The sequence below is a fragment of the Agromyces sp. Root81 genome (genome assembly GCF_001429165.1).
Taxonomy (GTDB): Bacteria; Actinomycetota; Actinomycetes; order Actinomycetales; family Microbacteriaceae; genus Agromyces.
Genome location: NZ_LMIR01000001.1, coordinates 677,554 through 703,318 on the forward strand (window position 1 = coordinate 677,554; position 25,765 = coordinate 703,318).

Here is a 25,765-nt window from a genome sequence, read left to right on the forward strand (position 1 = left end):
CTCAGCTGGCGACCGCGGCTCGCACCGACGCCGCGTCGAGGATCTCGCGAAGGAAGTACCCGGTGTGGCTGTCGGTCACCGCGGCGACCTGTTCGGGCGTGCCCGTCGCGACGATCTGTCCGCCACCGGAGCCGCCCTCGGGGCCGAGGTCGATGATCCAGTCGGCCGACTTGATCACGTCGAGGCTGTGCTCGATCACGATGACCGTGTTGCCCTTGTCGACGAGCTTGCCGAGCACCTTCAGGAGCTTCTGCACGTCCTCGAAGTGCAGGCCGGTCGTGGGCTCGTCGAGCACGTAGACGCTGCGGCCGTTGGAGCGCCGCTGCAGTTCGGTGGCGAGCTTCACCCGCTGGGCCTCACCGCCCGAGAGCGTCGTGGCGCTCTGGCCGAGCTGCACGTAGCCGAGTCCGACGTCGACGAGGGTCTTGAGGTAGCGGTGGATGGCCGAGATCGGTTCGAAGAAGTCGGCCGCCTCGCTGATCGGCATCTCGAGCACCTCGGCGATGTTCTTGCCCTTGTAGTGCACCTGCAGGGTCTCGCGGTTGTACCGCTTGCCGCCGCAGACCTCGCACGCCACGTAGACGTCGGGCAGGAAGTTCATCTCGATCTTGATCGTGCCGTCGCCCGAGCAGGCCTCGCAGCGCCCGCCCTTGACGTTGAAACTGAATCGGCCCGGCAGGTAGCCGCGGGCCTTCGCCTCGGTCGTCTCTGAGAAGAGCGTGCGGATGCGGTCGAAGACGCCGGTGTACGTGGCGGGGTTCGAGCGCGGCGTGCGCCCGATCGGCGCCTGGTCGACGTGCACGACCTTGTCGAGCTGGTCGAGTCCGGTGACGCGACGGTGCTTGCCCGGCACCTTGCGCGCACCGTTCAGGCGGTTCGCGAGCACTCGGTAGAGGATGTCGTTGACGAGCGAGGACTTGCCCGAACCGCTCACACCGGTCACGGCCGTGAGCACGCCGAGCGGGAACTCGACGTCGACGCCGCGCAGGTTGTTGGCCTCCGCCCCGTGCACGGCGATCTTGCGCTCGGCGTCGATCGTCCGGCGCTGCTCGGGGATCGGGATCTCGCGGCGGCCCGAGAGGTAGTCGCCGGTCAGCGACCGCGTGTTCTTCACCAGGTCGGCGTAGCTGCCCGAGTGCACGACGGTGCCGCCGTTGACTCCGGCACCGGGGCCGATGTCGACGATCCAGTCGGCGGTGCGGATCGTGTCTTCGTCGTGCTCGACCACGATGAGCGTGTTGCCGAGGTCGCGAAGCGCGATGAGGGTGTCGATGAGACGACGGTTGTCGCGCTGGTGCAGGCCGATGCTCGGCTCGTCGAGCACGTAGAGCACGCCGGTGAGACCGGAGCCGATCTGGGTCGCGAGACGGATGCGCTGCGCTTCGCCGCCGGAGAGCGTGGCCGCCGCGCGCGACAGGTCGAGGTAGCTCAATCCGACGCGGATGAGGAAGTCGAGTCGCAGCTTGATCTCGCGCAGCACCTGCGCGGCGATCGTCTGCTCACGATCGGTGAGGGCGAGACGGTCCATGAATGCACGTGCATCGGTGAGGCTGAGCAGCCCCACGTCGGCGATGCTGTGGTCGTGGATGAGCACCGAGAGCACTTCGGGCTTCAGCCGCTTGCCCTCGCAGACCGGGCACGGCACCTCGCGGAGGTACTCGGACCACCGGGCGCGCTGCACGTCGGTCTCGGCCTGCAGGTACTGGCGCTCGATGTAGGGCACGACGCCTTCGAAGCCCGAGGTGTAGCTCATCTCGCGGCCGTAGCGGTTGCGCCACTTCACCTTGACCTCGAAGTTGTCGCCGCGGAGCACCGCTTGGCGGGCGACCTCGTCGAGCTCCTCCCACGGGGTGTCGAGCGAGAAGTCGAGATCGCGGGCGAGCCCGCCGAGGAGCTTCTCGTAGTAGTTGTAGAGGCTCTTGCCCTGCGAGGTCCACGGCAGGATGACGCCGTCGGCGATGCTGAGGCTCTGGTCGCCGAGCAGCAGCGCGTCGTCGACCGACATGCGGGTGCCGAGGCCCGAGCACTCGGGGCAGGCGCCGAACGGCGCGTTGAACGAGAAGGTGCGCGGTTCGATCTCGGTGAGCTGGATGGGGTGCTGGTTGGGGCACGACAGTTTCTCGGAGAACGTCGCCCACGCGGCGGAGCCGGTCTCGTCGACGTAGTTGACCTGTACGAGCCCGTCGGTGAGCCGCAGCGCCGTCTCGAGGGAGTCGGTGAGTCGCCCCAGCAGTTCGGGTCCGGCGACGAGACGGTCGATGACGACGGAGATGTCGTGCTTGATCTGCTTCTTGAGTTTCGGCGGATCGTCGAGCCGGATGACGTCGCCGTCGACGACGGCTCGCGAGTAACCCTGCGCGGCGAGGTCTCGGAAGAGGTCGACGAACTCGCCCTTCTTCTTCGACACGACCGGGCTGACCACCTGGTACCTGGTGCCCGCGGGCAGCTCCATGAGCTGGTCGGCGATCTGCTGCACGGTCTGCCGCTGGATGCGCTCACCGCACACCGGGCAGTGCGGCACGCCGATGCGCGCCCACAGCAGTCGCATGTAGTCGTAGATCTCGGTGATCGTGCCGACCGTCGACCGCGGGTTGCGGTTCGTCGACTTCTGGTCGATCGAGACCGCGGGGCTCAGCCCCTCGATGAAGTCGACGTCCGGGCGGTCGACCTGCCCGAGGAACTGCCGCGCGTACGCCGAGAGCGACTCGACGTACCGCCGCTGACCCTCGGCGAAGATCGTGTCGAAGGCGAGTGACGACTTGCCCGACCCCGAGAGACCCGTGAAGACGACCATCGCGTCACGGGGAATCTCGACGTCGACGTTCTGCAGGTTGTGCACGCGAGCGCCGCGGACACTCAGGTGCGAATGGGCATCGAGACGTGAAACTGGCACTCTTCGAGTTTAGAGAGCACCACCGACACGGATGCCCCGAGCACACGCGCTCTGAGCGAACATACGTTCGAATCGGGGTGCCCGCGCCGCGCCGGGCTACTCGGAATCGTCGCGTGCCGCCCGGCGTTCGCTGCGCCACACGATCATCCAACCGACCGCGCCTGCGGCGACCACGATGCCGATCGCCGATGCCACGGCGGCCGCCGGCAGGGGTGTGGCTCCTGCGAACGCCAGCACGAATCCGATGGGGACGGCCGCGCCGAGCGCGGATGCCGCCCCGAGCACACCGGCGCGGCCCTGTGCCGAAAGGCGCAAGAGCGGCGCGACGCCGAGCAACGCCACCGCGGCGGCCGCGCTGCCGGCGCAGAAGCCGACGATCGCCCCGGCCGCCGCACCGAACGCCAGCCCGACCAGAGCCCACCCTTCGGCGACGCCGCCGAGCTGCGTCACGACACCGATCGTCGCTCCGAGCCCGGCGCCGATGAGCATCGCGAGCCCGAACGACTTGGCGACGCGCAGCAGGATGCCGTCGGGATCGGGGCCGTACCGTTCGCTCGGCGGCGGAGTCGCAGCACGGCCCATACCGGTACTCGTCATCCGAGGTGTCCGGCCTTCTCCATCTGACGGAGTTCGCGCTTCAGGTCGGAGACCTCGTCGCGCAGGCGCGCTGCGAGCTCGAACTTCAACTCCCCCGCCGCGACAAGCATCTGGTCGTTCAGGTCTCGGATGATGTCTTCGAGGTCGTTGGCGCCGGCGGCCGCGATGCCCTCGCGCCGCAGGTTCGGAACCGACGTCTTCTTCTTGGCGTCGCGACCGGCGAGCAACGCCGCCGTGTCGGCCTCTTCTCGGGCGAGCACATCGGTGATGTCGGCGATTCGCTTGCGGAGCGGCTGCGGATCGATGCCGTTGACCCGGTTGTACTCGATCTGCATGTCGCGACGCCGAGTCGTCTCGTCGATGGCCGACTTCATCGAATCGGTGAGCACGTCGGCGTACATGTGCACCTCGCCCGAGACGTTTCGAGCGGCACGGCCGATGGTCTGGATGAGCGACGTCGAGGAACGGAGGAACCCCTCTTTGTCGGCGTCGAGGATCGCGACGAGCGAGACCTCGGGCAGGTCGAGGCCCTCACGGAGCAGGTTGATGCCGACGAGCACGTCGTAGACGCCCGCCCTGAGCTCCGTGAGCAGTTCGACGCGGCGGAGCGTGTCGACGTCGGAGTGCAGGTACCGGACCCGCACCCCGGCTTCGGTGAGGAAGTCGGTCAGCTCCTCGGCCATCTTCTTCGTCAGCGTCGTGACGAGCACGCGCTCATCACGGCCGGCACGCGTGCGGATCTCTTCGAGGAGGTCGTCGATCTGGCCCTTCGACGGCTTCACCACGATCTGCGGATCGACGAGCCCCGTCGGGCGGATGATCTGCTCGACGATGCCGTCGGCGATGCCCATCTCGTAGCGACCCGGCGTCGCCGAGAGGTAGACGGTCTGGCCGACGCGCGCCTTGAACTCGTCCCACTTCAACGGCCGGTTGTCGAGCGCGCTCGGCAGCCGGAACCCGTGCTCGACGAGGGTGCGCTTGCGCGAGGAGTCGCCCTCGTACATCGCACCGATCTGCGGCACGGTGACGTGCGACTCGTCGATGACCACGAGGAAGTCGTCGGCGAAGTAGTCGAGAAGGCAGTGCGGTGCTTCGCCGGCCTGACGCCCGTCGATGTGGCGCGAGTAGTTCTCGATGCCGGAGCAGAAGCCGATCTGCTCCATCATCTCGAGGTCGAAGGTGGTGCGCATGCGCAGGCGCTGCGCCTCGAGCAGCTTGCCCTCGCGCTCGAGCTCGGCGAGTCGCTCTTCGAGTTCGATGCGGATGGTGCCGATCGCGCGCTGCATCACCTCGGTGCTCGCGACGTAGTGCGAGCCCGGGAAGACCGGCACTGAGTCGAGCTTCGCGACCACCTGGCCGGTGAGCGGATGCAGGCTGTAGAGCGCTTCGATCTCGTCGCCGAACATCTCGATGCGGATCGCCAGCTCCTCGTAGATCGGGATGATCTCGATCGTGTCGCCGCGCACGCGGAAGTTGCCGCGCGAGAAGTCGACGTCGTTGCGCTGATACTGCATCGACACGAACTTGCGGATGAGCCAGTCGCGGTCGACCTGCTGGCCCACCTGCAGCGGCATCATCGCACCGAGGTACTCTTCGGGCGTGCCGAGACCGTAGATGCACGAGACCGACGACACCACGACCACGTCGCGGCGGCTGAGCAGCGAGTTCGTCGTCGAGTGCCGCAGGCGCTCGACCTCTGCGTTGATCGAGCTGTCTTTCTCGATGAAGGTGTCGGTCTGCGGAACGTACGCCTCGGGCTGGTAGTAGTCGTAGTACGAGACGAAGTACTCGACGGCGTTGTTCGGCAGGAGCTCTCGGAACTCGTTGGCGAGCTGCGCCGCGAGCGTCTTGTTGTGCGCGAGCACCAAGGTCGGTCGCTGCACCTGCTCGATGAGCCATGCCGTCGTCGCCGACTTGCCGGTGCCGGTCGCGCCGAGCAGCACCACGTCGGTCTCGCCGGCGTTGATGCGCGCGGCGAGTTCGGCGATCGCCGCCGGCTGATCGCCGCTCGGCGTGTAGTCGCTGATGACCTCGAACGGCCGGACTGAACGCGTGGCCTGCATGCTCTCCAGTCTAGGAGCGCCCGCCGACACTCCGGCCGGCGCCTGCTGCTATGCCCGGGCGCGGCGTTCTTCGACGATGCGGTGCCAGAGTTCGTCGGCCTGGCTCATCGTGTGCGCGAGCGACCCATCGGTGTCGATGACGACGTCGGCGATCGCGAGGCGCGCGGTGTTGTCGGCCTGGGCGTCGACTCGGGCTTCGGCCTGGCCGCGGTCGAGTCCGCGCACCTCGACGAGTCGCTCGACCTGCGTGCGGCGGGGCGCGTTGGTCGCGACGATCAGGTCGAACGGGTGGTCGACGGCCGCTTCGACGAGCAGGGGCACGTCGTAGACCACGACGGCGGCGGGGTCCTCTTGCTCCGCCTTCGCGATCAGGCGGCCGGAGAGCTCGCGCACAGCCGGGTGCACGATCGCGTTGAGCTTGGCGAGCTGCTCGGCGTCGCCGAAGACGCGCTCCCCGAGCTTCGCGCGGTCGAGGGTGCCGTCGCGGTGCAGCACCTCTGCGCCGAACGCCTCGACGATCGCGGCCAGCGCGGGCGTGCCGGGCTCGACGACGCGCCTCGCGAGCTGGTCGGCGTCGATGTGCACGGCGCCGTGCTCGTAGAGACGCCGTGCGACGGTGGACTTTCCTGAGGCGATGCCGCCCGTGAGGCCGATCAGATACACGCCTCCCACTCTATCCGTGCGACACTCGACGCGACGGCACCGGACGCGACGGCGCAGGAGGCGACCATGCTCGAACTGCTCACGGGGACCGGGCTCGCCCTCGCGGCTGGACTGAACGCGTGGATCCCCCTCGTGCTCATCGGCGCACTCGACCGCTTCACCGGCCTCATCGAACTGCCGCCGCAGTGGGCGTGGCTCGCCAACGAGTGGGTGCTCCTCATCCTCGTCGTGCTCCTCATCGTCGAGTTCGTCGCCGACAAGATCCCGGGCCTCGACTCCATGAACGACATCGTCCAGACGGTCGTGCGGCCGACGGCGGGCGGTCTCGCCTTCGGCTCCGGCGTGAGCGCCACGACCACCGCCGTCACCGACCCCGAGGCGTTCTTCACGTCGCAGCAGTGGGTTCCCATCGCGATCGGCGTGGGCCTCGCGCTCCTCGTGCACCTCGCGAAGGCCATGGCCCGGCCGGTCGTCAACGCGGCCACGGCGGGAGTCGGCGCGCCGGTGATGAGCGCCGCAGAGGATGCCGGCTCGTTCGCACTCGCCTTCGCCGCGATTCTCGCGCCGGTCCTCGTCGCGCTCGGAATCGTGGTGATCGCCGCACTCGTGGTCTTCGCGGTGCGCCGCCGGCGGGCGCGCAGCGCGCGACATCCGTCAGGCGCCCCGTGAACGCCGGAAGGCCGGCCCCCGAGGGGACCGGCCTTCCGTATCGCGGATCGCGACTAGTTGTTGCTCGAGAGCTTCTCGCGCAGCGCCGCGAGCGACGCGTCGTCGGCGAGGGTGCCCGCGCCGGCCGAGTCGCTCGAGAACGATGCAGCGCTCGAGGTGAACGAGTCGTCGGCCACAGCAGCAGCGTTCGCCGCGGCGACCTGCTTCTTGTGAGCCTCCCAACGAGCCTGGGCGGCAGCGTAGTCCTGCTCCCACTTCTCGCGCTGGGCCTCGAAGCCCTCGCGCCACTCGTTGGTCTCGGGGTCGAAGCCCTCAGGGTACTTGTAGTTGCCCTGCTCGTCGTACTCGGTGAGCATGCCGTAGAGCGCCGGGTCGAACTCGGTGCCCTCGGGGTCGACGCCCTCGTTCGCCTGCTTCAGCGAGAGCGAGATGCGGCGACGCTCGAGGTCGATGTCGATGACCTTGACGAAGACCTCTTCGCCGACCGACACGACCTGCTCTGCGAGCTCGACGTGCTTGCCCGACAGCTCGGAGATGTGGACGAGGCCCTCGATGCCGTCTGCGACGCGAACGAACGCACCGAACGGAACGAGCTTCGTGACCTTACCCGGGGCGACCTGACCGATCGCGTGGGTACGGGCGAAGACCTGCCACGGGTCCTCCTGCGTCGCCTTGAGCGACAGCGAGACGCGCTCGCGGTCGAGCTCGACGGAGAGCACCTCGACGGTGACCTCCTGGCCGACCTCGACGACCTCACTGGCGTGCTCGATGTGCTTCCACGAGAGCTCGGAGACGTGGACGAGACCGTCGACGCCGCCGAGGTCGACGAACGCACCGAAGTTGACGATCGACGAGATGACGCCCTTGCGGATCTGTCCCGGGTGGAGGTTCGCGAGGAACGTCGAACGCGACTCGGACTGCGTCTGCTCGAGGAGCGCGCGGCGCGAGAGCACGACGTTGTTGCGGTTCTTGTCGAGCTCGAGGATCTTCGCCTCGATCTCCTGGCCGAGGTACGGCGTGAGGTCGCGCACGCGGCGGAGCTCGATGAGCGACGCCGGGAGGAAGCCGCGGAGGCCGATGTCGACGATCAGGCCGCCCTTGACGACCTCGATGACCGAACCGGTCACGACGCCATCGGCTTCCTTGATCTTCTCCACGTCGCCCCATGCACGCTCGTACTGAGCGCGCTTCTTCGACAGGATGAGACGGCCTTCTTTGTCTTCCTTCTGAAGGACGAGCGCCTCGACGGTGTCGCCGACGCCGACGACCTCGCTGGGGTCGACATCGTGCTTGATGGAAAGCTCACGCGAGGGGATGACACCCTCGGTCTTGTAGCCGACGTCGAGGAGGACCTCGTCGCGGTCGATCTTCACGACGGTACCCTCGATGAGGTCGCCGTCGTTGAAGAACTTCAAAGTCTTCTCGACCGCGGCGAGGAAATCGTCAGCAGATCCGATGTCGTTGATCGCGACCTGCTTGGGTGCCTTGGTCGTTGCGGTTGTCATGTAGTGAATGCTCCGTAAAGGACAAAATCGAGCCCATCGCGAGGGAGAGCGATATGTTGATTCCGCGATGGGCATGCGGACAGGGATGTCACACGAGTGACGCTCAATCCTAACGGAAGCGCTCCCCCATTGGCAAACGACCGCGTCGGTCCGGCTGTGCCGGCGTCCGATCGGCAGTGGCGGGCACCGTTTCGGGCCTCAGGATGCTGCAAAGCGCCCCCTCGAGGTCGGGATACTCGAACTCGTAGCCTGCCTCGAGCAGTCGCTCGGGGACGACCCACCTGCTCTTCAGCACCAGCTCGGTCTCGGTGCGGATCACCGCGGTCCCCGGCTCGAGCATCCACCGCCACGCGGGCATGCCGAACGGCACCCCGAGAAGCCGGCGGATCGTGCGCATCAGCGTGCGATTGTCGCTGGGGTTCGGAGCGCTGACGTTCACGACGCCGTCGAGATCGGGCCGCGCCGCGAGGAAGTCGATGATGCCCGTGACATCGTCGATGTGCACCCAGCTGAAGCGTTGCCTTCCGCCGCGCGCCCCGAACTCGTGCTGCGTGCCCGCCGCTCTGCGAGCACGGGTCGCCGGCCATCTCCCGTCGAGCTGCGGTCCGCCGAGCCCGAACCGCGCGAGTCGGGCGAGCGGCCGCATCGCACTGCCGTCGCCGAGCACGATGGCGATGCGGAGCGCGACCCGTCGCGTCGACGGCAGAGCGCCGGCGAAGAACTCCGCCTCCCAGGCCTTCGCGACCTCGACGGAGAACCCGCTCCCGAGCTCGCCGTCGCGCTCGGTCATCGGGTGGTCCTCTGCGTGCCGGTAGATCGTCGCCGTCGAGGAGTTGAACCAGACGCGCGGCGGCGCCGCGGCGGAAGCCACGGCCGCACGCAGCGCCGCCGTCGTCTCGATCCGCGAACTGATGATCTCGGCGCGATTGCTCGGGGTGTACCGGCAGTTCACGTTCCTGCCGGCGAGGTTCACGAGCACGTCGCATCCGTCGACGATGTCGGCGATGGCCTCCGGGTCGCCCCACGAGGCATCCGCCGACGTGCCCCGACCGATCGTGCGGACGTCGATGCCCGCGGCGCGATACCTCGCGACGAGGTGACGCCCGATGAACCCGGATGCCCCGGCGATGACCACCCGCGTCATGCCGGCGTCGCTCAGTCGAGCAGCGCGGAACGCAGCGTGTCGAGCCCGACACCGCCGAGCGCGAGCGCGTTGCGGTGGAACTCGCGGATGTCGAACGACGCGCCTTCACGGCGTGCCACCTCGTCGCGCAGCTGCTCCCAGATGCGCTGGCCGACCTTGTACGACGGTGCCTGGCCCGGCCAACCGAGGTACCGGTTCACCTCGAAGCGCACGAAGCCCTCGTTCATGTTGACGTTCTGCCCGAGGAACTCGAAGGCGTACTCCCCCGTCCAGACCCCCTGGCCGTCGGGTCGCTGCTTGCCGAGGTGCACGCCGATGTCGAGCACGACGCGGGCGGCGCGCATGCGCTGACCGTCGAGCATGCCGAGCCGGTCGGCGGGGTCGTCGAGGTAGCCGAGGCCCTGCATGAGCCGCTCGGCGTAGAGCGCCCAGCCCTCGGCATGACCGGAGGTGCCGGCGAGCTGGCGCCGCCAGGTGTTCAGCTGGCCGCGGTTCACGACGGCCTGGCCGATCTGCAGGTGGTGACCGGGAACGCCCTCGTGGTACACGGTCGTGAGCTCGCGCCAGGTGTCGAACTCGGTGACGCCCTCGGGCACCGACCACCACATGCGACCCGGGCGCGAGAAGTCGTCGCTCGGGCCGGTGTAGTAGATGCCGCCCTCTTGCGTCGGGGCGATCATGCACTCGAGCGTGCGGATCTCGGCCGGGATGTCGAACTGCGTGCCGGCGAGTTCGTTGACGGCGCGGTCGCTCGTCTCCTGCATCCAGCGCTGCAGCGCCTCGGTGCCGTGGAGCTTCCGCGACGGGTCGTTGTCGAGGAAGGCGATCGCCTCGTGAACGGATGCCCCGGGCAGGATCTCGTTCGCGATCGACTCCTGCTCGGCGACCATGCGGGCGAGCTCATCGATGCCCCACTCGTAGGTCTCGTCGAGGTCGATCACGGCGCCGAGGAAGTGCTGCGACTGCAGCGCATAGATCTCGCGTCCGACGCCGTCGTGTTCGCCCGCCACGGGGTGGAGCTCCGTCTCGAGGAACTCCGCGAGCCGGCCGTAGGAGGAGGCGGCCACCGCCGCACCGTTGCCGAGGTGCTGGACGATCGACGGCGCGAGTTCGGTCTCGCCGGCCTTCGCGGAGCCGGTGAAGGTGCCGAAGAACCCATCGGGCTTCGCGATGCGCCGCGCCTGCGCGGCCACCTCGCGCACCTGACGGGCGGCAGGCACGGTGCCGCGGGCGATGCCCTCGCGCAGCGTCTCGATGTAGCCGTCGATGGCACCGGGGACCGCCTCGAGCCGGGTCGCGATGCGATCCCACTCCTCAGGGGCATCGGTGGGCATGAGGTCGAAGACCTCGCGGATGTCCTGGGCCGGGCTCGCGATCACGTTGAGGTCGCGCAGGTGCAGCCCGGCGTCGTGGCGCTCGAGCTCGAGCTCGAGCTCGCTGCCGAGGTCGGCGACGGTGATGCGGTCGACGTCGTCGACCGGCGTCGCCCCGCGGAGCGCTGCGAGCGCCTCTCGCGTGGCCGCGATCGACCGCTCGTGGCCCTCGGGAGAGTAGTCGGCCAAGCGGTCATCATGGGTCGTGCGACCGATGTAGGTGCCCACACCGGGGTGCAGTTCGACGAGAGTGTCGACCCACCCCTCTGCGATGCGATCGACGTCGGTCGGGGTGCGTTCACTCGATGCCATGAGAGCGAGCCTATGACAGCCGGGCGACATCGCGCACGCGACCGTCGGGCCGGACTCGGGCGCCGCGATCAGTGCGCCGCGTCCTCCCAGTTCGCGCCGCGACCGATCTGCACGTCGAGCGGCACGAGCAGTTCGGCCGCATTCGCCATGCGGTCGCGTACGAGCGCCTCGAGCGACTCGGACTCCCCCGCTGCGACCTCGAAGATGAGCTCGTCATGGACGGTGAGCAGCATGCGGCTCTCCATGCCCTGCGCCGCAAGGTCGTTCTCGACCCGCGACATCGCGATCTTGATGATGTCGGCCGCCGAACCCTGGATCGGCGAGTTCAGGGCGGCGCGCTCGGCATTCTCGCGGAGCACCCGGTTCGGGCTGTTGAGGTCGGGGAACGGACGGCGGCGACCGAAGATCGTCTCGGTGTAGCCGTCGATCTTCGCCTGCTCGACGACCATGCGCAGGTAGTCGCGCACCGCACCGAAGCGCTCGAAGTACTCCTTCATGAGCTGCGTCGCCTCTGCGCGATCGATGCGGAGCTGCTTGGAGAGTCCGAACGCACTGAGGCCGTAGGCGAGCCCGTACGACATGGCCTTCACCTTCGTGCGCATCACCGGGGTGACGTCGGCGGGGTCGACCCCGAACACGCGTGCGCCGACGAATCGGTGCAGGTCTTCACCCGCGTTGAACGCTTCGATGAGGCCGGGGTCGCCCGACAGGTGCGCCATGATGCGCATCTCGATCTGCGAGTAGTCGGCGGTGAGCAGCTCGGTGTACTCGGGGCCGTGACGGAACGCCTTGCGGATGCGGCGGCCGTCTTCGGTGCGGATCGGGATGTTCTGCAGGTTCGGGTCGTTGGACGACATGCGACCCGTGGCCGCGCCGATCTGCCCGTAGCTCGTGTGGATGCGCCCGTCGCCGGCGATCGACTTGTCGAGCGACTCGACGATCTGCCGCAGCTTCGTGGCGTCGCGGTGCTCGAGCAGGTACCCGAGGAAGGGGTGCGGGTTCGACTCCTGCAGGTCGGCCAGCGCGCTCGCGTCGGTCGTGTAGCCGGTCTTCGTCGCTCGCGTCTTCGGCATGCCGAGCTGGTCGAAGAGCACCTCTTGGAGCTGCTTCGGTGAACCCAGGTTGACCTCGCGGCCGATCTCGGCGAAGGCCGCCTCGGCCAGGCCGGCGGCGCGGGCACCGAGTTCGGCGGAGAGCGAGGAGAGCTCGTCGTGATCGACGGTCACGCCGCGCACCTCCATCGCCGCGAGCACCGGCACGAGCGGCATCTCGATGTCGGCGAGCAGCTGCCGCGAGCTCTCGGGGAGTGCGCGGAGCACGACGGGCGCGACGCGGAGCGCGTACCAGGCGTACTCGGGGGCGCCGGCATCGGTGCCCTCCTCCGGCATGAGCTGGGCCGGGTCGGCCTGTGGCACGGTCTCGCCGAGGTAGCGCTCGACGAGGTCGGCGAGCGTCTTCTCAGCGAGGATCGGCCGCACGAGCCATCCGGCGACGAGGGTGTCGACGACGAGTCCGTCGAACGCGAGGCCCGAGCGCATGAGCGCCTTCAGCTGCGGCTTCGCGTCGGTCATGATCTTCGGCGCATCGCTCGCGAGCCACGCCTCGAACGGCGCATAGTCGGAGCGGCCGGGCTGCCACGGGAGCTGCACGGTCTCGTCGGCGGTCGCGATGCCCGCGCCGATCACCTGGCCGTCGAGCACCTCGACGCTGAGGCCGAGACCGGCCGGCTCGGCGACGACGGCCCGCTCGAGCCAGACGGCGAGCTCTTCATCGAGGAGTCGGCGCGGAGTCGGCGCGATGGGAGCAGCCGGGGCTGCCTCCGCCGTCTCGGAGGCGGCCGAGGCCGAGCCGGACGCCGCGGACGCACCGTTGCCGTTGCCGTTGCCCGCCGCGATCTTCTTCATGCGCTCGAACAGCGTGCGGAACTCGAGTCGCTCGAACAGCGGCTGCACCGCCTCGATGTCGATCGGCTTCGCCTCGAGTTCGTCGATCGCGACGTCGAGCTCGACGTCGGTGACGAGCCGGTTGAGCCGGCGGTTGCGGATCGCGTTCTCTCTCTCGTCGCGCAGGTTCTGCCCGACGACGCCCTTGATCTCGTCGGCGTGCTCGAGGATTCCGTCGAGGGAGCCGTAGAGGCCGAGCCACTTGACGGCGGTCTTCTCGCCGACCTTGGTGATGCCGATGAGGTTGTCGCTCGACTCCCCCACGAGTGCCGCGACGTCGGGGTACTGCTCGGGCCGGATTCCGTAGCGCTCGACGACCGCGTCGGTGTCGTAGCGCTTCAGCTGCGAGACGCCCTGCGTGTTGGGGTAGAGCAGCGTGACGTCGTCGTTGACGAGCTGGATGGTGTCGCGGTCGCCCGAGACGAGGAGCACCCGATAGCCCTCAGCACGCCCGCGCGCTGCGAGCGTCGCGAGGATGTCGTCGGCCTCGTAGTCCTCCTTCTCGAGGGTGCGAACGCCCATCGCCTTCAGCGCGTCTTGCAGCAGCGGCACCTGCCCCTTGAACTCGACGGGGGTCTCACCACGCGTGCCCTTGTACTCGGGGTACTCGCGTGTGCGGAACGAGAAGCGGGAGATGTCGAACGCGACCGCGATGTGCGTCGGCTTCTCGTTCTGGAGCAACAGGAGCAGCATCGACAGGAAGCCGTGGATGGCGTTCGTGTGCTGACCGTCGCGGGTGGTGAAGCTGTCGACTGGGAGGGCGTAGAAGGCCCGGAAGGCCAACGAATGGCCGTCGACGACGAGGAGGGTAGGCTTTTCTGCGTCCGACACCCCCCAAGACTACAAGCGGCCGACGACACTTCCCGACGGCCCATCTCGAAGGCGAGCATGACCCAGACGACCGATCCGATCGACTACCTCCACACCCGCGGAACGGGTGCACTGGCCGAGAAGATGGGCATCGAGTTCCTCGAGTTCACGGTCGATCGTTCCGTGGCGAGAATGCCGGTGGAGGGCAACACGCAACCGGCGATGCTCCTGCACGGCGGGGCCTACGTGGTGCTCGGCGAATCGCTCGGATCCATGGCCGCGAACCTCTGGGCCGGCCCCGACCGACTCGCCGTCGGCATCGAGATCAACGCGACCCACACGCGCTCGGCGACGAGCGGGTGGGTCACCGGGGTCTGCACGCCGATCCACCTCGGCCGCACGCTCACGACGCACGAGATCGCCGTCACCGACGATCAGGGTCGTCGGTGCTCGACGATCCGCATCACGAACCTGATCAAGGACCGCCCGGCGGCCTGAACCGGCATGAGAACGGCGGATGCCGCGGCGAGACGTGTCGCCGCGGCATCCGCCGGAGGAAAGCTGGGTTGATTACTTCTTGGCCGCGAGCTGCTCGATGATGGCCTGCGAGACGTCTTTCATCGTCAGGCGGCGGTCCATCGAGGCCTTCTGGATCCAACGGAACGCCTCGGGCTCCGAGAGTCCCATCTTCTCGTTGAGGAGGCCCTTGGCACGATCGACGAGCTTGCGGGTCTCGAAGCGCTCGACGAGGTCGCCGACCTCGGCCTCGAGCGCGATGATCTGCGCATAGCGCGCCAGGGCGATCTCGATCGCGGGGAGCAGGTCGTTGGGCGTGAACGGCTTCACGACGTAGGCAAGGGCTCCCGCTTCGCTCGCGCGCTCCACGAGCTCCTTCTGGCTGAACGCCGTGAGGAGCACGACCGGGGCGATGTGGCCCTTCGAGAGCCGCTCCGCGGCGGAGATGCCGTCGAGCTGGGGCATCTTGACGTCCATGATGACGAGATCGGGCCGCAGCTCGGTGGCGAGTGCCACTGCGGTCTCGCCGTCACCGGCCTCGCCGACGACCTCGAAGCCGTTGTCGCGCAGGATCTCGACGATGTCGAGGCGGATGAGCGACTCATCTTCCGCCACGACCACGCGGCGCGGTGCCGACTGAGTTGGTTCGGTGTCTGTCACGGAGGAAAGCCTACGGTATTCTGAGCGAGGCCTTTGGCCGGTGTGGCGGAATGGCAGACGCGGAGCACTCAAAATGCTTTGCCCGAAAGGGCGTGTGGGTTCGACCCCCACCACCGGCACCTCAGCCGCGAGCGCGGCGCACCAGGTCGTGCTCGATTGCGAGGGTCGCCGCCTGGGTCCGGGAGTGCACCCCGAGCTTGGCGAAGATGTTGCTCACGTGGCGTTGCACGGTGCGATCGCTGAGCAGGAGCTCGGTGGCGATCATGTGATTGGTCCTGCCCGCGGCGACGAGTTGCAGCACCTGGGCCTCCCGCCGGGTGAGGCCGTGGACCGACCGCGCTGTCGACCCCGCCAGAAGAGCCCGCGCGTGCGCGAGGTCGGGTGCGGCGCCGAGCTTCGCGAAGGTCGCCGCGGCGGCCTCCAGTTCGAATTGCGCGCCCTCCTCGTCGCCCACGGCGCGACATGCGGTCGCGAGGAGGACCGCGGTCACGGCTGTCTCGTACGGCGCGGCCAGCTCACGCCATCCCGCAGCGGCTCGCCGCAACGGCGCGAGCGCGGCCGACGCCTTGTCGTCGGCCAGGGCGACCTCACCCACCGCCCGGGCGTGCTCGACCCGCGCCAGCGTCGTCTCGAAGACGTCCGCGCACCGGCCGAGTTCATCGACGGCGGCGGCTGCCTCGGGCAGCTCGCCCGCCGCAAGCATGATCGTGACGTACGCGGGCAGGAGGCTGCACCTGTCCTGTGGGCGCTCGGTCTCGCTGAGCGCTCGTCGTACACCGGCGGCCGCGGTCTTCACCTCCCCCCGGGCGAGGTGCATGAGCCCCAGCCCGGGCTGGGTCGCGGCACCCAGGCTGCTCGCCCGCCGGTAGGCGGACTCGGCCTCGGCGTGCTCCCCGAGCAGCCGGAGCGATTCGCCGAGTTCGTAGCAGGCATGTCCGGCCAGCCGCGCTCCATGCCCCCCGGTGAGCTCGTCGACGGCCGTCACGAGCTCACGCCGGGCTGCAATCCAGTCCCCGCGCCGCCGCTGCAGCACGGCGCGGTACACGCGGCAGTTCGCGAGGAACGGCGCGGACAAGGTCGGCACAGGCAGCGTGAACATCCATTCCTCGAGCGCTCGCTCCCACTCCTGGCCACGGGCCAGGTCATGCGCCTCCATCTCGGCGTTGGCGATCGAAGCGCAGAACAGCGATGCGGTCGTCCGCGGCGACGTCTCCCCCGCGGTCACTCGCAGCATCGCCTCGTCGAGACGCTCGAGACCTGCCTGCGTCGCACCGGCGTTGAGCCACGCCCGTCCGGTGAGCAATGTGGCGAACGCCTCCAGGTCGACGTCGGCCCGCTCGCGACCCTGTGCCCTTGCCGGTGCGAGCAGAGCCCGTGCGTCGTCATACCTGCCTGTGGCGAAGCATCCGTACGCGGTCGCCACGAGCAGCCAGCCGGGCTCGGTGCCGTACCCGCCCGCAACCTCCCGGAGCCGACCCAGCCAGCCGTTCGCGCGGGCCATCTCGCCATCCAGCAGGAACGCCTGCCAGAGCCAGAAAGCGTCCGTGGAAGCGGCATCGAGGTCGCCCTCCCCCACCCTGAGCGCGAACGCCCGGTCGAGGGCGGACACCGCCGCCTCGTGCCGGCCGCTGAGTTGTGCGCACTCGGCGAGCATCTCGAGGTCGTCAACCGCGAGTCCTTCAGGCGCATCGACCGCCAGGAAGCCGGCGCAGGCGTCGTCCCAGCGCAGCCCACGATGCGCCGCGCGGGCCCCGGCGAGCGCAGAAGCGGCATCGCTCACGGCGGCCTCCCTCGGCGTCCAGTCTCCCACTGCACGCCGCGGCTGGGTAGAACTGCCCATGCTGCGCAGGCGATCCGGCGGGAAGTGCCGATGCCGCGCGGCTCACGCCGCGGGACCTTTGAGGCTGAACACCCGGAACCCGGGCGACGTCGCTCTTAGGTTGAGCTCCGACCCCGGGCACCTGCCCGCAGCCATATCCACAGCCACTTCAGCAGCACGCATCAGGAGGACAGAGACATGATCAGCTACGAAAGCAGCACGTTCATCGCCAGGCCGGCGGAGCAGGTCTTCGCTTACGTCCAGGACGTGCGCAACGATCAGCACTGGCACATGGATGTCAAGTCGGCGACCGTCACCAAGGGCGAAGGCCAACTCGCTGTGGGCACCGTCTTCGACGTCAAGGGGATGGTCTCGGGTACCGAGGAGATCATCGCCACTGAGCCGCCCCATAAGGTCGTCCTCAAGGGCGGCGACATGGGGAAGATCGTTCCGATCGACATCCGCACGATCGAGCCGGTCGACGGCGGGGTGCGGTTCACCCGGCACATCGACCTCGACGCAGGCGGCTTCATGGGTTGGATGACGAATCGGATGCTCGGCTGGGCCACCAAGCGCAACGCCCAGTTCGTCGAGAACCTCAAGCAGGTCCTCGAACGGGGCTGACCCTGACGCGCCTCTGCGCAACGGCTTCCGCCGCAAAGACTGCACCGGCACCAGTTCATCGAGCGGCGAACGCCCTCAGCGAACGGACGCGGCGAGGTGCGCGTTCCGCTGTTCGATGAGACGCCGCAGGTACGGGCCGATCACGAGTTCTGCGACTCGGCCCAGGGTGCCGAGGGGTGCGACGAACCGCACCCGGTCGGTCATGATCGTGCCGCCGCCCTCGTCGGGCATGAAGCCGTGCTCGTGGCGGAAGGAACGGAACGGGCCGCGAACCTGCTCGTCGACGAACGAAGCCGGTTCCTCGAACTCCGTGATGCGACTCGTCATCCGGAGCGGCACGCCGAAATGCCACGCCCGCCAGGTCACCTCTTCGCCGCTGCCGATGAGCCCGGTCGTGACCCCCGCCACGGCTCGCTCACGCGACGCCGCCATCGAGGTGACGTGCAGGTCGATGCTCCGCGACAGGTCGAACGACCGCTGCACCGGCGTCGACAGGCGGGTGCGGCACTCGAACTCGACGACCATGCTCCGAGTGTGCCACTTCGACGCCGAGGCATCCGCTGCCCGTCGCCGGAACGCCGAAGGAGCCGGCCCTCTCGGACCGGCTCCCTCGCGTGATGCTGGTTACAGCACCTCGCCGACGACGTGCACGCGCACGTCGTTGGTGGTGCCGGGGATTCCGGGAGGGGAACCCGAGATGATGACGACCTTCTCGCCGTTGACCGCCTTGCCGGTCTTCGAGAGAGCCTCGTCGACCTGACCGACCATCTGGTCGGTGTGGGTCACGCGGGAGACGACGAACGACTCGACACCCCAGTTGAGCGCGAGGCGACGACGGATCGCCGGGTCGGGCGTGAACGCCAGGATGGGGATCTTCGAACGCAGGCGCGTCATGCGGCGCACGGTCTCGCCCGACTCGGTGAAGACGCAGAGGTACTTGGCCTCGACGAAGTCGGCGACCTCGACCGCGGCGGCCGTGATCGCGCCCGACTGGGTGCGGGGCCTCGTGCCGAGCGGCGCGATGCGGTCGAGCCCGTGCTGCTCGGTCGACTCGACGATGCGCGCCATGGTCTGCACCGTGATGACGGGGTACTCCCCCACGCTCGTCTCGCCCGAGAGCATGACGGCGTCGGCTCCGTCGAGCACCGCGTTCGCGACGTCGGAGGTCTCGGCGCGCGTCGGCACCGGGCTGTGGATCATCGACTCGAGCATCTGCGTCGCCACGATGACGGGCTTGGCGAGACGACGGGCGATCTCGACCGCACGCTTCTGCACGATCGGCACCGCCTCGAGGGGCAGCTCGACGCCCAGGTCGCCGCGGGCGACCATGATTGCGTCGAACGCCTCGGTGATCTCCTCGAGGGCGTCGACGGCCTGCGGCTTCTCGATCTTCGCGACGACGGGGACGCGACGGCCCACCTCGTCCATGATCTCGTGCACGCGCGTGATGTCGGAGGCGTTGCGCACGAAGGAGAGCGCGATGAGGTCGGCGCCGAGCTCGAGGCCCCAGCGGAGGTCGGCCTCGTCCTTCTCGGAGAGCGCCGGCACGTTGACCGCGACACCCGGCAGGTTGATGCCCTTGTTGTTGGACACCGGGCCGGCGACGATGACGCGGGTCGTCACGACGACGCCATCGGTCTCGATGACCTCGACACGGACCTTGCCGTCGTCGATCAGCAGGAAGTCGCCGGGCTTGACGTCGGCGGGCAGGCCCTTGAACGTCGTGCTGACGAGCTCCTTCGTGCCCACGACGTCCTCGGTCGTGATCTTGAAGATGTCGCCCTCGGCGAGCTCGTGCGGTCCGTCGGCGAACTTGCCGAGTCGGATCTTCGGCCCCTGAAGGTCGACGAGCACTGCGACGGCACGACCCGTGTCGTTCGCCGCCTTCCGCACGTTCTGGTAGACGCCCTCGTGCACGTCGTAGCTGCCGTGGCTGAGGTTCATCCGCGCGACGTCGACGCCCGCATCGAGAATCGCCCGGATCTGCTCATAGCTCGATGTCGCCGGCCCGAGGGTGGCGACGATCTTCGCTCGTCTCATTGGTGTGTGCTCCCGTGTTCTGCGCAAAGCGCTGGGTGTTGGTCGAAGCGCGCCGTGCGGCGCGCACTGGTCAGATGGAGAAGGCGTGCGCCGTCGAGGCGATGGGCGACGGCAACAGGGTCTCGCCTTCAAGGTAGCGGTCGACGGCGGATGCCGCAGCCCGTCCTTCAGCGATCGCCCAGACGATGAGCGACTGGCCGCGGCCGGCATCGCCGGCGACGAAGACGCCCGGTTGGGCGGTCGCGTAGTCGGCCTCGCGTGCGAGGTTGCCGCGATCGGTGACGGGCAGCTGCAGCTGCTCGTCGAGCGCAGCCGTCTCGGGCCCCGTGAATCCGAGGGCGAGGAGCACGAGGTCGGCGGGGATCTCCCGCTCGGTGCCGGCCTTCGGCACGCGACGGCCGTCGAGGTACTCGGTCTCGGCGACGCGGATGGCGCGCACCTCTCCGGCGTCGTTCGCGAGGAACTCGACCGTCGAGGCGAGGAACTGGCGGTTGCCGCCCTCCTCGTGGGCGCTCTGCACCTCGAACAGGGTCGGGTGGATCGGCCACGGCTGGTGCTCGGGCCGGCTCGCGCTCGGCTCCGTGCCGATCGCGAGGTTCGTGACCGACAGGGCGCCCTGGCGGTGCGCGGTGCCGATGCAGTCGGCGCCCGTGTCTCCACCGCCGAGCACGACGACGTGCTTGCCCTCCGCGGTGATCTGGTCGAAGACCTGGTCGCCCGCGAGGTGCCGGTTCGACTGCGTGAGGTAGTCCATGGCGAAGTTCACACCCGGAAGGTCGCGCCCGGGGATCGGCAGGTCGCGCGGGACGATCGCCCCGGTGGCGACCACGACGGCGTCGTAGCGCTCGCGAAGCTGCGCCCAGGTGATGTCGACGCCGATGTTCACGCCGGCGCGGAACCGGGTGCCCTCCGCGGTCATCTGCGCGAGCCGCAGGTCGAGGTGCTTCTTCTCCATCTTGAAGTCGGGGATGCCGTAACGGAGGAGGCCGCCGATGCGGTCGTCGCGCTCGAAGACGGCGACCGTATGACCGGCACGCGTGAGCTGCTGGGCCGCGGCGAGCCCGGCGGGGCCGGAGCCGACCACCGCGACCGTCTTACCCGTGAGGCGCCCCGGCGGCTGCGGCTGGACCCAGCCGTTGCCGAACGCCTCGTCGATGATCGAGACCTCGACCTGCTTGATCGTGACGGCCGGCTGGTTGATGCCGAGCACGCAGGCCGACTCGCAGGGCGCCGGGCACAGGCGGCCGGTGAACTCGGGGAAGTTGTTCGTGGCGTGCAGTCGCTCGGCGGCCGCGCGCCCTTCACCGCGGTACATGAGGTCGTTCCACTCGGGGATCAGGTTGCCGAGGGGGCAGCCCTGGTGGCAGAACGGGATGCCGCAGTCCATGCAGCGACCGGCCTGGCGACGCAGCTGCGCGGGGTCGCCCTGCTCGTAGACCTCCTTGAAGTCCATGATGCGCACCGGAACCGGCCGCCGCTTGGGCAGCTCGCGCTCGGTGACTTTCAGAAAGCCCTTGGGGTCAGCCATTCGTAACCTCCAGGATTCGCGTCCAAACCACGTCGCCGTCGGGGTCGAGCCCCTCGTCGACCGCGCTCTGGCGGGTTCGGAGCACTGCGGCGTAGTCACGCGGCAGCACCTTGGTGAAGCGGTCGTATCCGTCGTCGCCGGCGGCGAGCAGCGCCGCTGCGACCGCGGAGTCCGTGTTCGCGACGTGCTGTTCGAGCAGGTCGCGCACGATCTCGCGATCGGCGCTGCCGAGCGGCAGGAGCTCGAGTTCTCCGGTCGTCAGCGACTCGCGGTTCACCCGGCCCTCGCGCAGGTCGAGCACGTAGGCGGTGCCGCCCGACATGCCGGCGCCGAGATTGCGGCCGGTCTCGCCGAGGATGAGCGCGAGCCCGCCGGTCATGTACTCGAGCGCGTGGTCGCCCACACCCTCGACGACCGCGGTCGCCCCGGAGTTGCGCACCAGGAAGCGTTCGCCGACGATGCCGCGGATGAACATGCTGCCCTGCGTCGCCCCGTAGCCGATGACGTTGCCGGCGATCACGTTGCGTTCGGCGACGAATCCGCTGTCACGCGACGGACGGACCACGATCTGGCCGCCCGAGAGCCCCTTGCCGACGTAGTCGTTCGAGTCGCCCTCGAGCCGGAGCGTGATGCCGGCCGGCAGGAAGGCGCCGAGCGACTGGCCAGCCGACCCGGTGAGGGTGATGTCGATCGAACCGCTGGGCAGGCCGTGCTCGCCGCGCCGCACGGTCACCTCGTGTCCGAGCATGGTGCCGACGGCGCGCTCGGTGTTCCGGATGGGCAGCGCGATCTCGATGCTGCCCCCCTGCTCGAGCACGAGCCTGCTGCGGCGGATGAGCTCGTTGTCGAAGTGCTCGTCGAGCTCGTGGTCCTGACCACGGGCGTTGCGCCGCGGCTCGGACTCGGAGAAGTCGGGGCCGACGAGCACGGGCGTCAGGTCGAGACCGGAGGCCTTCCAGTGGTCGAGCGCGCGGTCCACGTCGAGCAGCTCTCGGCGGCCGATGATCTCGTCGATCGAACGGTATCCGAGCTCCGCGAGGTACTCGCGCACCTCCTGCGCGATGAACTCGAAGAAGTTGACGACGAACTCGGGCTTGCCCGTGAAGCGCTTGCGCAGTTCGGGGTTCTGCGTGGCGACGCCGACCGGGCAGGTGTCGAGGTGGCAGACGCGCATCATGACGCAGCCCTGCACGACGAGCGGCGCCGTGGCGAAGCCGAACTCCTCCGCGCCGAGCAGCGCGCCGATCACGACGTCGCGGCCGGTCTTCAGCTGCCCGTCGACCTGCACGACCACGCGATCCCGCATGCCGTTCAGCATGAGCGTCTGCTGGGTCTCTGCGAGGCCGAGCTCCCAGGGCGTGCCCGCGTGCTTGAGGGAGTTCAACGGGCTCGCGCCGGTGCCGCCGTCGTGCCCCGAGACGAGGATGACGTCGGCGAGGGCCTTGGCCGTGCCGGCTGCGACCGCACCGATGCCCGACTGGCTCACGAGCTTCACGTGCACGCGCGCCTTCGGGTTGGCGCGCTTCAGGTCGAAGATCAGCTGCTTGAGGTCTTCGATCGAGTAGATGTCGTGGTGCGGCGGCGGCGAGATGAGGCCGACACCCGCGGTGGCGTGCCGCGTGCGCGCGACCCACGGGTACACCTTCGTCGGCGGCAGCTGGCCGCCCTCGCCGGGCTTGGCGCCCTGGGCGAGCTTGATCTGGATGTCGTCGGCGTGCGTGAGGTACATGCTCGTGACACCGAACCGCCCCGAGGCGACCTGCTTGATCGCGCTGCGCCGCTCGGGGTCGAGCAGGCGGTCGAGGTCTTCGCCGCCCTCGCCGGTGTTCGACTTCGCCCCCAGCCGGTTCATCGCGATCGCGAGGGACTCGTGCGCCTCCTTGGAGATCGAGCCGTAGCTCATCGCACCGGTCGAGAAGCGCTTGACGATGGATTCGACGGATTCGACCTCGTCGATCGGCACCGCGGGGCGAGTACCGGTACGCAGGGCGAACATGCCGCGCAGCGTCATGAGGTCTTCGGCCTGCGAGTCGACGAGCGAGGTGTACTCGCGGAACACGTCGTAGCGCCGGTTCCTCGTGGAGTGCTGCAGGCGGAACACTGTCTCGGGGTTGAAGAGGTGCGGCGAGCCGTCGCGCCGCCACTGGTACTCGCCGCCGGTCGCCAGGCGCTCGTGCGCTCGAACGGCGACGTCCTGCGGGTAGGCCTGCGTGTGGCGGTCGAGGTTCTCGGCTGCGATCGCATCGATGCCGACGCCGCCGAGCTTCGAGGTCGTGCCGGTGAAGAACTCGTCGATGAAGCCCTGGTCGAGACCGATCGCCTCGAAGGCCTGGGCTCCCGCGTACGACGAGATGGTGGAGATGCCCATCTTCGACATGATCTTCAGCACGCCCTTGCCGAGCGCCTTGATGACGTTGTGCACCGCGTCTTCGGGCGAGACACCGGTGATGACCCCCGAGCGCACGAGGTCTTCGCAGCTCTCCATGGCGAGGTACGGGTTCACGGCGGATGCCCCGTAGCCGACGAGCAGCGCGATGTGATGCACCTCGCGCACGTCGCCGGCCTCGACCACGAGTCCGACCTTCATCCGGTTCTCGGAGCGGATGAGGTGGTGGTGCACCGCGGACAGCATGAGGAGCGACGGGATCGGCGCGAGGTCCTTGTTGGAGTCGCGATCGCTCAGCACGATGAACGCCGCGCCGTCGTCGATGGCCTGATCCACCTCGGCGCAGATCGCCGTGAGACGGGTGCGCATCGCCTCGGGACCCTCGTCGAAGCGGTAGAGCCCCCGCACGGTGACGGTCGTGCGGGCACCGGGCGACGGATCGATGTGCACGATCTTCGCGAGCTCGTCGTTGTCGATCACCGGGAAGGTGAGGGAGACCTGGCGTGCGTGCTCGGGACCCGCATCGAGGAGGTTGCGCTCCGGTCCGAGGGACGTGCCGAGCGAGGTGACGACCGCTTCCCGGATCGAGTCGAGCGGCGGGTTCGTGACCTGCGCGAACTGCTGCGTGAAGTAGTCGAAGAGCAGCCGTGGGCGCTTCGACAGCACGGCGATCGGCGTGTCGGAGCCCATGGCGCCGAGCGGCTCCTGCCCGGTGCGCGCCATCGGCGCGAGCAGGATCTTGACCTCTTCCTCGGTGTAGCCGAAGGTGCGCTGGCGACGGTTGACGGAGGCCGGCGGGTGCACGATGTGCTCGCGCTCCGGCAGCTCGGCGAGCTGGATGCGACCCTGTTCGAGCCAGTCGCCCCACGGCTCGGCGGCGGCGAGCTCGGCCTTGATCTCGTCGTCCTCGATGAGGCGCCCGGCCTCGGTGTCGACGAGGAACATGCGACCCGGCTGCAGTCGGCCCTTGCGCACGATGCGGCTCTGCTCGATGTCGAGCACGCCGATCTCGCTCGCGAGCACGACGAGGCCGTCGTCGGTCACGACGTAGCGGCCCGGGCGCAGTCCGTTGCGGTCGAGGGTCGCACCGACGAGCGTTCCGTCGGTGAAGACGATGGCGGCGGGGCCGTCCCACGGCTCCATGAGCATCGAGTGGTACTCGTAGAACGCGCGCCGCTCGGGTGCGATCTCGGTCTGGTTCTCCCAGGCCTCGGGCACCATCATCATGACGGCGTGCGGCAGGCTCCGGCCGGCGAGGGTCAGCAGTTCGACGACCTCGTCGAACGACGCGGAGTCACTGGCGCCCGGGGTGACGATCGGCCGCAGCGGTGCGAGGTCGCCGAGCACCTCGGACTCGAGCTGCGACTGGCGCGCCCGCATCCAGTTGCGGTTGCCCTGGATCGTGTTGATCTCGCCGTTGTGCGCGATCATGCGGAACGGCTGGGCGAGCGGCCACGACGGGAAGGTGTTCGTCGAGTACCGCGAGTGCACGAGCGCGAGCTTCGAGGCGAATCGCTCGTCGGAGAGGTCGGGGTAGAACGGCTCGAGCTGCAGGGTCGTGACCATGCCCTTGTACACGAGCGTGCGGCTCGAGAGCGAGGCGAAGTAGAGCTCCAGCTCGCGCTCGGCGCGCTTGCGCAGCCGGAAGGTCAGCCGGTCGAGGTCGATGCCCGACACCGTCGCGCCCGTCGAGGACGTGGCGACCGCCTGCACGAAGAGCTGCTGCACGACCGGCATCGCCGCCCGAGCGAGCGTGCCGAGTTCGTCGGGACGCACCGGAACTTCGCGCCATCCGATGACGGCAAGGCCTTCGGATGCCGCGAGCCCGACCAGTGCCTGCTTGACCCGGCTGCGCGCGGTGGGGTCGACGGGGAGGAACGCGTTGCCGACCGCGTAGGCCCCCGCGGCGGGAAGCCCGAACGCGGTCACCGCGCGGAGGAACGCATCGGGCACCTGCGTGACGATGCCCGCGCCGTCGCCGGTGCCGGCGTCGGAGCCGACCGCGCCGCGGTGCTCGAGGTTGCGCAGCGCATCGAGCGCCGCGGTGATGATGTCGTGTCCGGCGGTGCCACGGAGGGTGGCGACCATCGCGAGGCCGCAGGCGTCCTTCTCGGCTGCAGGGTCGTACATGCCCTGGGCAGCCGGAACGGTACCGAACCTCGAGAAGGGTGGGGTGAGCGACACGTGAACCGTCCTCATCAACTAAGTGTGCAGCGGGGG

The 25,765-nt window shown here is 68.9% G+C and carries 17 protein-coding genes and 1 tRNA gene; 4 read left to right on the forward strand and 14 right to left on the reverse strand.

Annotation, left to right across the window (positions count from 1 at the left end):
* Nucleotide 1: 1 nt before the first annotated feature.
* The 4 genes from uvrA to coaE form a co-directional block, all read right to left on the reverse strand.
* Nucleotides 2–2,893, reverse strand: coding sequence for an excinuclease ABC subunit UvrA (gene uvrA, locus ASE14_RS03290; RefSeq protein ID WP_056650620.1), 2,892 nt, complete (start codon nt 2,891–2,893; stop codon nt 2–4).
* 96 nt (nt 2,894–2,989) lie between these two features.
* Nucleotides 2,990–3,475, reverse strand: coding sequence for a hypothetical protein (locus tag ASE14_RS03295; RefSeq protein WP_056650625.1), 486 nt, complete (start codon nt 3,473–3,475; stop codon nt 2,990–2,992).
* Between the two features lie 11 nt (nt 3,476–3,486).
* A complete protein-coding gene (gene uvrB / locus ASE14_RS03300) occupies nt 3,487–5,553 on the reverse strand; it encodes an excinuclease ABC subunit UvrB (RefSeq protein ID WP_056650628.1) in 2,067 nt (688 codons plus the stop codon).
* A gap of 48 nt (nt 5,554–5,601) precedes the next feature.
* Nucleotides 5,602–6,216 (reverse strand): dephospho-CoA kinase, encoded by a 615-nt coding sequence (gene coaE / locus ASE14_RS03305; RefSeq protein WP_056650630.1) that lies wholly within the window; start codon nt 6,214–6,216, stop codon nt 5,602–5,604.
* Nucleotides 6,217–6,282: 66 nt separating this feature from the next.
* On the opposite strand from coaE, the gene ASE14_RS03310 reads away from it, so the two are divergent.
* Nucleotides 6,283–6,885, forward strand: a complete 603-nt coding sequence (locus ASE14_RS03310; protein ID WP_056650633.1) for a DUF4126 domain-containing protein — start codon at nt 6,283–6,285, stop codon at nt 6,883–6,885.
* A gap of 53 nt (nt 6,886–6,938) precedes the next feature.
* On the opposite strand, the gene rpsA is transcribed toward ASE14_RS03310, so the two are convergent.
* The 4 genes from rpsA to polA form a co-directional block, all read right to left on the reverse strand.
* Nucleotides 6,939–8,390 (reverse strand): 30S ribosomal protein S1, encoded by a 1,452-nt coding sequence (gene rpsA, locus ASE14_RS03315; RefSeq protein WP_056650636.1) that lies wholly within the window; start codon nt 8,388–8,390, stop codon nt 6,939–6,941.
* 109 nt (nt 8,391–8,499) lie between these two features.
* The gene (locus ASE14_RS03320) at nt 8,500–9,534 is read right to left on the reverse strand and encodes an epimerase (RefSeq protein ID WP_082600026.1); all 1,035 of its coding nucleotides are present in this window, start codon (nt 9,532–9,534) and stop codon (nt 8,500–8,502) included.
* Nucleotides 9,535–9,545: 11 nt separating this feature from the next.
* A complete protein-coding gene (locus ASE14_RS03325) occupies nt 9,546–11,219 on the reverse strand; it encodes a DUF885 domain-containing protein (RefSeq protein ID WP_056650639.1) in 1,674 nt (557 codons plus the stop codon).
* A gap of 68 nt (nt 11,220–11,287) precedes the next feature.
* The gene (gene polA, locus ASE14_RS03330; protein ID WP_056650642.1) at nt 11,288–13,993 is read right to left on the reverse strand and encodes a DNA polymerase I; all 2,706 of its coding nucleotides are present in this window, start codon (nt 13,991–13,993) and stop codon (nt 11,288–11,290) included.
* A gap of 57 nt (nt 13,994–14,050) precedes the next feature.
* On the opposite strand from polA, the gene ASE14_RS03335 reads away from it, so the two are divergent.
* Nucleotides 14,051–14,470, forward strand: a complete 420-nt coding sequence (locus ASE14_RS03335) for a hotdog fold thioesterase (RefSeq protein ID WP_056650645.1) — start codon at nt 14,051–14,053, stop codon at nt 14,468–14,470.
* 72 nt (nt 14,471–14,542) lie between these two features.
* On the opposite strand, the gene ASE14_RS03340 is transcribed toward ASE14_RS03335, so the two are convergent.
* A complete protein-coding gene (locus ASE14_RS03340; protein WP_056009246.1) occupies nt 14,543–15,148 on the reverse strand; it encodes an ANTAR domain-containing response regulator in 606 nt (201 codons plus the stop codon).
* A gap of 36 nt (nt 15,149–15,184) precedes the next feature.
* Between ASE14_RS03340 and ASE14_RS03345 the strand changes: the two genes are divergently transcribed.
* A tRNA-Leu gene (locus tag ASE14_RS03345) sits at nt 15,185–15,267 on the forward strand.
* Nucleotides 15,268–15,269: 2 nt separating this feature from the next.
* On the opposite strand, the gene ASE14_RS03350 is transcribed toward ASE14_RS03345, so the two are convergent.
* On the reverse strand, nt 15,270–16,928 hold the full coding sequence (locus ASE14_RS03350) for a response regulator transcription factor (protein ID WP_056650648.1): 1,659 nt from the start codon (nt 16,926–16,928) through the stop codon (nt 15,270–15,272).
* 237 nt (nt 16,929–17,165) lie between these two features.
* Between ASE14_RS03350 and ASE14_RS03355 the strand changes: the two genes are divergently transcribed.
* A complete protein-coding gene (locus ASE14_RS03355) occupies nt 17,166–17,591 on the forward strand; it encodes an SRPBCC family protein (protein WP_056650651.1) in 426 nt (141 codons plus the stop codon).
* A gap of 75 nt (nt 17,592–17,666) precedes the next feature.
* On the opposite strand, the gene ASE14_RS03360 is transcribed toward ASE14_RS03355, so the two are convergent.
* The 4 genes from ASE14_RS03360 to gltB all read right to left on the reverse strand — a co-directional run bounded on the left by ASE14_RS03360 (nt 17,667) and on the right by gltB (nt 25,744).
* Complete coding sequence (locus tag ASE14_RS03360; RefSeq protein WP_056650653.1) at nt 17,667–18,116, reverse strand: SRPBCC family protein; 450 nt, start codon at nt 18,114–18,116, stop codon at nt 17,667–17,669.
* A 99-nt stretch (nt 18,117–18,215) separates the two neighbouring features.
* Nucleotides 18,216–19,631 carry a pyruvate kinase gene (pyk, locus tag ASE14_RS03365; RefSeq protein WP_056650655.1) on the reverse strand — a complete coding sequence of 472 codons (1,416 nt, stop codon included), beginning with the start codon at nt 19,629–19,631 and terminating at the stop codon, nt 18,216–18,218.
* 70 nt (nt 19,632–19,701) lie between these two features.
* The gene (locus tag ASE14_RS03370; protein ID WP_056650658.1) at nt 19,702–21,159 is read right to left on the reverse strand and encodes a glutamate synthase subunit beta; all 1,458 of its coding nucleotides are present in this window, start codon (nt 21,157–21,159) and stop codon (nt 19,702–19,704) included.
* On the reverse strand, nt 21,152–25,744 hold the full coding sequence (gene gltB, locus ASE14_RS03375; RefSeq protein WP_056650660.1) for a glutamate synthase large subunit: 4,593 nt from the start codon (nt 25,742–25,744) through the stop codon (nt 21,152–21,154). The genes ASE14_RS03370 and gltB overlap by 8 nt, the downstream gene beginning before the upstream one ends.
* Nucleotides 25,745–25,765 lie beyond the last annotated feature (21 nt).